The organism is Actinoplanes philippinensis (assembly GCF_900113015.1).
Taxonomy (GTDB): Bacteria; Actinomycetota; Actinomycetes; order Mycobacteriales; family Micromonosporaceae; genus Actinoplanes; species Actinoplanes philippinensis.
Genome location: NZ_FONV01000012.1, coordinates 349,223 through 357,307, shown reverse-complemented (window position 1 = coordinate 357,307; position 8,085 = coordinate 349,223). Strand labels below are relative to the sequence as shown.

Annotated in this window: 7 protein-coding genes and 1 tRNA gene; all 8 read right to left on the bottom strand. The window is 72.0% G+C overall.

Going from position 1 to position 8,085, the window contains the following annotated elements; translation table 11 throughout:
• Positions 1-90: 90 nt before the first annotated feature.
• A complete protein-coding gene (locus BM290_RS32225) occupies positions 91-1,398 on the bottom strand; it encodes a type II toxin-antitoxin system HipA family toxin (protein WP_203779540.1) in 1,308 nt (435 codons plus the stop codon).
• Entirely contained in the window at positions 1,391-1,681 is a 291-nt protein-coding gene (locus BM290_RS32220; protein ID WP_203779538.1) for a helix-turn-helix domain-containing protein, read from the bottom strand. The genes BM290_RS32225 and BM290_RS32220 overlap by 8 nt, the downstream gene beginning before the upstream one ends.
• Before the next feature lie 225 nt (positions 1,682-1,906).
• Positions 1,907-1,983, bottom strand: a tRNA-Ala gene (locus tag BM290_RS32215).
• A 198-nt stretch (positions 1,984-2,181) separates the two neighbouring features.
• Positions 2,182-2,940 (bottom strand): divisome protein SepX/GlpR, encoded by a 759-nt coding sequence (sepX, locus tag BM290_RS32210; RefSeq protein ID WP_093619705.1) that lies wholly within the window; start codon positions 2,938-2,940, stop codon positions 2,182-2,184.
• Between the two features lie 118 nt (positions 2,941-3,058).
• A complete protein-coding gene (locus BM290_RS32205; protein WP_093619663.1) occupies positions 3,059-3,697 on the bottom strand; it encodes a GNAT family N-acetyltransferase in 639 nt (212 codons plus the stop codon).
• Complete coding sequence (locus BM290_RS32200) at positions 3,698-5,011, bottom strand: molybdopterin molybdotransferase MoeA (protein WP_093619662.1); 1,314 nt, start codon at positions 5,009-5,011, stop codon at positions 3,698-3,700.
• Complete coding sequence (locus BM290_RS32195; RefSeq protein ID WP_093619661.1) at positions 5,008-5,898, bottom strand: UTP--glucose-1-phosphate uridylyltransferase; 891 nt, start codon at positions 5,896-5,898, stop codon at positions 5,008-5,010. The genes BM290_RS32200 and BM290_RS32195 overlap by 4 nt, the downstream gene beginning before the upstream one ends.
• A 42-nt stretch (positions 5,899-5,940) precedes the next feature.
• Positions 5,941-7,920 (bottom strand): GGDEF domain-containing protein, encoded by a 1,980-nt coding sequence (locus tag BM290_RS32190; protein WP_177319984.1) that lies wholly within the window; start codon positions 7,918-7,920, stop codon positions 5,941-5,943.
• Positions 7,921-8,085: the final 165 nt, after the last annotated feature.

The following is an 8,085-nucleotide window of genomic DNA, read 5'->3' as shown; positions in this document are numbered from 1 at the left end:
GCCGCGATCTGGCACAACCGCGCCACCGGCCAGCCCTTGACCAGGTCCTTGATCGCCTACGACCACTGACCTGAGTTAGGACTTACTCGTCTAGTCCCGCGCCAGCGCCACCCGGCATCGAGCGGCGTGCGCTTCGACTCGTTCGGCCAGCCTCGCGGGCAGGTCGCTGCCGAGCGCCCGCACCTCCTCGTCGCGTGCGGCGTCCACGAAACAAGCTGCCGTACGCGCGGCGAGGGCGTCGACCCGCGCCACGGTCTCGTCCGGCTCGAGCCGGTTGGCCTCGGCGAATCGGCGCCAGTGCCGCCCGCCGACACGTTCCACCCGGTCCTCGCCGCCCACCCGCATCGCCGCCCGGAGCCGGGGCAGATACAGGTCGTCATACGGCAGCGCGCTGGCGACGTCGTACAGCGGCGCCAACCGTACCTGCCGCCCCTCGATGAGAAGCGAGTAGTTCTTCGCGTGCGCGTCAGTGCCGGCGATGAGCCAGTTGAACGCGAGCGCGTCAACGAACCGCCCGACATGCGCCTCGGCGGTGGCCATCGGACGGATCTCCCGCCGAAGCAGGTCGACGATCTGCTCGGGCGAGGGTCCGCCCTCGGTCTGATACTTTGCGGTCGGAGCGATCCCCAGGGCCTGGCAGATGTCCTCCTGGTGCACACGCCGGATCGGCGCCCCGGCGCCCCGGTGCAGGCGGTCGTACCGCTCGACCACGATGGCCCGTTCGCTGCCGAACGACACCACGCGCGAGCGCGCGGCGGGCAGGCCCGCCCGGTTCGCAGCGGCCAGGCACAGATGCTCGGTCAGATCGTGTTCGTTCAGCCCGGCAACCGCGGGTTTGAGGATGTGGGTGGTGGGCGCCGAACCCCACGGCTCACCCCAGCGCCCGCTGCCCGGATCGAGATACAGGGCCGTTTTGGCCTGAGCACCGGCCAGACTGAACTGCCCACCGTTGTGCACGTGCCAGGACGTCGGATCGGCGCGCAACGTACGCAGCCGCTCGGCCACCTCGTCGGTATCGAGCCAGTCGACACCACCGTCCCCGGCGAGAGCCGCCTCGACGCGCTCCGGAACGACGAATCGGGCCGCCCCCGCACAGTCCTCGCCGACGTGCCGTAGCAGGGCGAACGGATTGCCGGCCGACACCTGATAGTCCCGCGCCCACCGCTCGAGCACCCGCTCGTTGTCCGGCAGGAGCCCCCAGAGGAAAGGCCGGACCAGACCGTCAGGGTGTTCGCGTCGTGCCAGCGGCATGGACAGCGACAACGGTGTGGCGTTCCTCGCGAGCCGCCACCGGTCGTCGTACGCGAATGTCAGGCGCCCACCATCGCCCTGTTCGATGACGCCGACCGTCTCGCCGGCCATCAGAACCACCAGGCGTGTCCCCGGGGCCTCAGCCACGCCCATCCTCGAACAAGGTGTCGAGATCGAGCCCCTCAGGCGCCGGCTCGACCGGGAAGGCGTCCAAGCCCAGTCCGACCGCATCCAGCGTGCGCAGGATCAGTCCGAACTCGGCGCTCGGCTTTCCGGCCTCCAGGTCGGAGAGCCAGCGGCGGCTGACTCGGGCGGCAGCAGCGACCTCCGACTGCGTCCGACCCCGATCCTGCCTGGCCTGGCGGACGGCCAGACCCAGGTCCCTTGCGCTGGCAATGACCATCGCTCCCCCTACGGCGTGCACGTTCATGCACACCATAGTGAATGTGCACGTTCGTGCACCACCACGCACCGGTGCACGAACGTGCACACAGAGCCCAAGAGCAACACAAGGCAGCCGCAGATACGGCCTGCAACCAGCGCACGAACCGCAACCAGCGTGATGCGGGGCTTCCGGGGGCTCGGCCCCCGGAGTAGATATGCCAAAGGCGACCCAGGTCCGCGCTTTCCGCGGACAAGGATCGCCTATCGCCTTTGGTGGAGCTGTGGGGATTTGAACCCCAGACCCCCTCGATGCGAACGAGGTGCGCTACCAGACTGCGCCACAGCCCCTTGGTCTTCCAGTGACTGCGTCACCTTGGAACCGTTGAAAGGCTAACAGGTCATCCAGACCCTTCGCGAACCACCCCTCCCCACACCGCCCGGCAGGGCAGCAGCCCGGATGCCGGCCCTGGCGACCGGGACTGTCGCCGGCGTCGCCGGGGAGCTACGGGACGGCCTGGAAAGACGGGACAGCCCGTCCCGTACCCGCTAAGAGGCGTTGTGCCGTCGCCCACCGGCCTCGTAGGGACGGCCTCGCAGACCGCCTCGCCGCCGGTAGGAGACCGAGCCGCCGTTGGCGGCGGCCGGCAGGGGCAGGTCGGAGGGTTCGCGGTCGAGGCCCATCGCCGCGCGCCGGACGGCTTCCTTCTGGGCGGCGAGGCGCCGCTGGGCTTCGCGGCGGGCGGCGGCGCGGCGGGCCTGTTCGCGGCGGACCTCGGCCTGGCGGGCGGCGAGCCAGGCGGCTTCGCGGGCCTGGATGCGACGGCGGCGGCGGTCGGTGATGGCACGGTTGCGCAGGTGTACGAGGTACAGGCCGAGCAGGCTGCCGGTGACCGCGAAGCTGATCCAGAAGCCGGGGCCGACCGCGACTACGCCGACCAGCTCGATGGCGTTGAGCAGGACGAGCGCGGCGAAGACGCGGCGGCGCCGGACGACGGCGGGGGCGCCGCGGCGCTGTGGGAGGCGGCGGGGTGGGCGTTTGCCGGTGACCAGGCGGAGGCGGCGCTCCGGGGGGCTGACCGGATCACTCGTTGGGGCGGGGACCGTAACCGTGACCTGGCGGGCGGGGTTGATCGGTCGGCGTCCGGGCACGGTGCGGAGACGGCGGCGGCGCTGCAGCACCCGCGCCGTCGAGGACGCCCGTTCCGCGGCGAGGCGCTCGGTGGCGTCGTACCGGCGGACCAGCGCCGGGGCGAGGGCGAGCAGACCCGCCGCGGCGAGGACGGCGAGGAGCACCGAGGTCGGCACCGTCACCGCTCCGATCCGCCACGACGAATGACACGTGGAATGACACGACGAATGCGAGGTTACGGGCGGTAGCCGTGATATTTCGCGCGCCGCGCCGGTAGCGTTGCGACGTAGAAGATCATGAGGTGCTGCGGACGCGGCGCCAGCGCGCCAGCAGGCCTCCTTCGGCGGCGACCTCTTCGCTGGTCATCGCGTAGCCGAGGTGATCGCGCCAACCGCCGTCGATGTGCATGTAGCGCTGGTGGTACGCCTCCTCGCGGAACCCCAGCTTCTCGACGACCCGGCGGCTCGGCCCGTTCTCCGGCCGGATGTTGACCTCTATCCGGTGCAGACCGCCGGGACCGAAGGCGTGGTCGACGGCGAGCGCCAGCGCGGTCGGGATGACGCCGCGGCCGGCCGCCCGGTGGTCGACCCAGTATCCGGCGTACGCCGACGCGAACGCGCGCCGCACGATGTTGCCGAGGTTGACGTGCCCGACGAGGCGTTCCCGGCCGTTCTCGACGAGGCAGACGGCGAACGGCATGCTGTCGCCCTCGCGGGCGGCCCGTCTCATGTCGCGGTAGACGTAGCCGAAGGCGCGGGGCGAGTTCATCTCCGACCAGGGGCCGGGTGGCGCCGACTCCCACGGGGCCAGCCAGGACTGGTTGGCGATCCGCACCTCGGACCAGGCCCGCGCGTCGCCGCGTTTGTACGGCCGGAGCAGCACAGCCCCGTCCGACAGCACAGCGGGCCATCCGGGTGTGGTGGCCCCGAGCATCTATCGCCTCCGGTCGAGCAGCAGAACGTCGACGGTCGAGCCGGCGGCCGCTGTGGTGACCCGTTCGCCGAGCACCAGCAGGCCGTTCGCCTCGGCCAAACCGGACAGAGTGTACGGCCCACCGGCGAGCGGCTGCACCGTGTAACCGCCACCGCGCCGTTCCGCGACGTAGGCGGGCCGGAACTCGCGCAGCCCGCCGGGTGACGACACCGTCTCCAGCAGGTGTGCCTTGATCCCGGGCCGGAAGACCGGTTCCGCTCCGGCGAGCAGCTGGATCACCGGCCGGGCCAGCACCTCGAACCCGATGAGCGCGGCGCCGGGCTCGCCGGGCAGGCACACCACGGGCACCTCCTCGCCGCCGACGGTGCCGAAGCCGAGTGCGGTGCCGGGACAGAGGGCCACGTCCGTGAACTCGACGGTGCCGCGGCCGGGCCCGGGCCGGGACAGCACGCGCCGCAGCATGTCGCCGGGGCCGGTGCCGGTGCCGCCGGTGGTGATGATCAGGTCGGCGCGCAGCGTCTGGTCCTCCAGGAGGCCGCGCAGCCCTTCCGGGTCGTCGTCGCAGATGCCGATCCGGTACGCCAGCGCGCCCGCCTCCACCGCGGCCGCCGTGAGGGCGTGCGAGTTGGCGTCGACGACCTGGCCGGGCTGGCTGGGGCGGCCCACGTCGACGAGCTCGTCGCCGGTGGCCACGACCACCACCCGCGGGCTGGGCCGGACCATCACGTGCCCGATCCCGGCGGCGGCGAAGAGGGCCACGGTCGGCGGGGTGACGTAGGAGCCGGCGGCGGCGAGCAGCTGCCCGACGGCGACCTCCTCACCGGCCCGCCGGACCCCGGAACCGCGTTTCGGGGCGTGCAGGATCTCCACGGCGGCCATGCCCTGGTCGGTCCAGTGGACCGGGACCACGACGTCGGCGCCGATCGGCAGCGGCGCCCCGGCCGCCACCGAGAAGCAGGTGCCGGGGGTGAGCCGGACCGGCCGCCAGTGTGCCGCGCCCATGTCGCCGACCACGTTCAGCCGGACCGTGCGGGCGGTGTTCTCGAACTGCCCGAACGACGGGTGCGACCCGATGCGCCCGGCCCCGGCCAGGTCTTCCCATCGGGCCGCGTACCCGTCGATCGCGGCCTGGTCGAAGGCCGGGTACGCGTGGGGGGCGACCACATCGGCCGCCAGCACGTTCCCGTGCGCCTGGGTGAGGTCGAGGTCGAGCGGAGGCAGCGCCCGGAGCCTGCGCAGCACGCTGCCCAGGTACTCGGCGAGAGGCATCAGCTCGTTGGAAGCGGCCGCCTCGCGATCGGCCGTGGCGGTCATCCCTTCCAGCCGCCGACGAACTCGGTGAGCCAGGCCCGGAACTCCTCGCCCAGGTCCTCGCGCTGCACCGCGAGCTGGACGACGGCCTGCAGGTAGCCGAGCGGCATGCCGGTGTCGTACCGGTGGCCGCGGTAGACGATGCCGTGCACCGGGACGCCGTCGGCCAGCATCGTCGCCATCGCGTCGGTGAGCTGGATCTCGCCGCCGTTGCCGGGCTTGGTGTCCGCGATGACGTCGAAGATCGAGCCGGGCAGCACGTAGCGGCCGAGCACCGCCAGGTTGCTCGGCGCCTCCTCCGGGGAGGGCTTCTCGACCAGGCCGGTCACCTCGACCACATCCGGGTCGTCGGTGGTCCGGACCGAGGCGATGCCGTAGCGGGACGTCTCGTGCGGGGCGACCTCCATGAAGGCGAGGACGATGCCGCCGGTCTTCTCCTGCAGGTCCAGCATGGCCGGGAGCAGGGGCTTGTCCTCCTCGACGAACTCGTCGCCGAGCAGCACCGCGAACGCGTTGTCGCCGACGTGCGAGGCGGCGGTGCCGACCGCGTGGCCCAGGCCGAGCGCCTCACCCTGGCGAACCGTGTAGATGTCGGCGAGTTCGCTCGAACGGCGTACGGCGGCGAGCCGCTTCTGGTCGCCCTTCTCCTCGAGCCGCGCCTCGACGTCGGGGCGCCGGTCGAAGTGGTCGACCATCGCGGTCTTGCCGCGCCCGGTCACCAGCAGGACGTCGGTGATGCCGGCGGCGGCCGCCTCCTCGACGATGTACTGCAGGACCGGCCGGTCGACGACCGGCAGCAACTCCTTGGGCACGGCCTTGGTCGCCGGCAGGAAGCGGGTCGCGAGCCCCGCCGCCGGGATCACCGCCTTGACGGCGCGCTTCGTCGTCATTCAGTCACTTCACCTTCGCTGGTTGGAGGACATGCCGCGAGACTATCGGCCACGGCCATGTCGCGGCGGCTGTGGCCCACCAGTGGTGGCGGTCGCTGCATCCAGATGCCCCTCCGGCACAGCGGGGGAAACCCGTTCGGCGAGACGGTACGTGTCCCGGCCGGCGTTCTTCGCCGCGTACAGCGCCTCGTCCGCGGCGTCGAGCACCTCCTGGGCCGTGGAGCCGTGCTCGGGGAAGACCGCGATGCCGATCGACACGCTGATCGCGATCCGGTCGTCGAGCCCGGGGCGGCGCGGGTCGATCGGCACCGGCCAGTCCCGCACCGCGGCGCCCAGCCGCTCGGCGACTATCACCCCGCCGTACGCGTCCGTCTCCGGAAGCAGCACCACGAACTCCTCCCCGCCCTGCCGGAACGCCACGTCGACCTCACGGAGCCCGATCCGGATCCGCCGCGCGAACTCGCCCAGCACCTGGTCACCGGCCGTGTGCCCGTACGTGTCGTTCACCTCCTTGAAGTGGTCCAGGTCGAGGACCAGGACGGTGAGCATCCGGCCGAACCGGCTGGCCCGCTCCACCTCGCGGCGCAGCACCTCGCGCAGGTAACGGTAGTTCCAGAGCCCGGTCAGCGGATCAGTCAAAGAGAGACGTTGTGCCTCCTCGTGGACGCGGACGTTGTGCACCGCCACCCCGGCCTGCCCGGCGAAGGTGCGCACGGTCCGCAGGTCGGCGTCCTCGAAGACCGGCGCCCCGAGCCGGTCGTAGAGGGCCAGCACGCCGAGCACCGTCGGGTCCGGCCCGACCTCCTCGTCCGGGGGCGCGCAGATCGGCACAGCGAGATACGAGTCACATGCCGGCTCGTCGAGGGCTCTGCCGGTCGTGCCTCGCGACGGCACCCCGGTCGCCGCGACCCGGCCCAGCACGCCGCGGCCGGGCGACAGCCGCCGCTGGGACAGCTCGGCCGGGGAGAGATCCCAGGCGCCGGTCAGGCCCGCGCCGCAGCGGGCCGCCAGCCGTCCGTCGGCCGGGTCGAGGAGCAGGATCAGCCCGGCCCGCGCGCCGGTCGCGGTCATCGCGGTGCGCAGGATCACCGGCAGGATCCGGTCCAGGTCGTGGGTGCTGGACAGGGTGTCGCCGAGAATCGCCAGATGCCGGCGCAACTGGTCGCGGCTGGCGGTCAGCGCCTGCACGTAGGACTGCAGCTCACGGGTCATCCGATTGAAGGTGCCGGCCAGCCGGCCCAGCTCGTCCGGGCGCGGGATCGGCACACGGGTGTCCAGGTCGCCGTTCGCCACCCGGTCCGCGGCCCACGCCAGATCGCCGAGCGGGCGGGTGGTGGACCGGGCCAGCCAACGGGCCGCGAACACCGCGACGAACGCGGTGACCAGCACGATCAGCGCCAGGATCAGATAGCGGCCGGTGGGTTCGCCGGTCCGGGCGGTCACGGTCAGAGCCATCGGACGTCCCGGTTCAGCGGCCAGCTCCCGGTGGGCGGTCCCGGCCGCGGCGGGCACGCCCGCGCCGAGCGTCACGGTCACCCCGGCGGAGGCCCCCAGCCGGTCCAGCAATGCGGCGTCGATCCGCTGGGCGGCGATCACCGTGGCCTCTTCGGCGTACGCGGACGCGGCCAACGCGGTGACCTGAGGAGTCGTCGCCGTCCCGGGTGTCGCGCAGTCCTGGTGGCCACCGGCCGCCGGGTCGGCGGTCACCGCTGAACGGGCCAGCCCTGAATGATCCGGATCGGTCACCTGGATCTCGGTGGCCAGTCCTCGCGCGACCAGCTGGTCAGCGACCGCCCGACGGTCCCCGGCCGGCACCACGGCGACCGCGTCCGCCGAAGCCTGTAGCTGGCGGCAGATCGCGCCGACCGCCACACTGATCGTCGTCGCAGCGTGATCGAGGCGTTCGGTGGTCCGCTCCCGGCTCACGGCGCCGACCGTGAACGCGACGAAGATGGACCCGAGGAGGACCGGACCGAGCACGACCACCAGGAAGGCGCTGGTCAGACGGCCACGTAATGTCACACATCCTCCCGGGAGTGGCCTCTTTTCCAGCGATGCTGACATAGTGTGCACCGTTTGCCGGTTTTCAAAAGGGGGTGTTGCATGTCGGATTTAACCCCTGATGAGGAAAAATCACACCAGAACAAAGTCGCGCTCCGCGCACGGCTGCTCACCACACGTCGATCA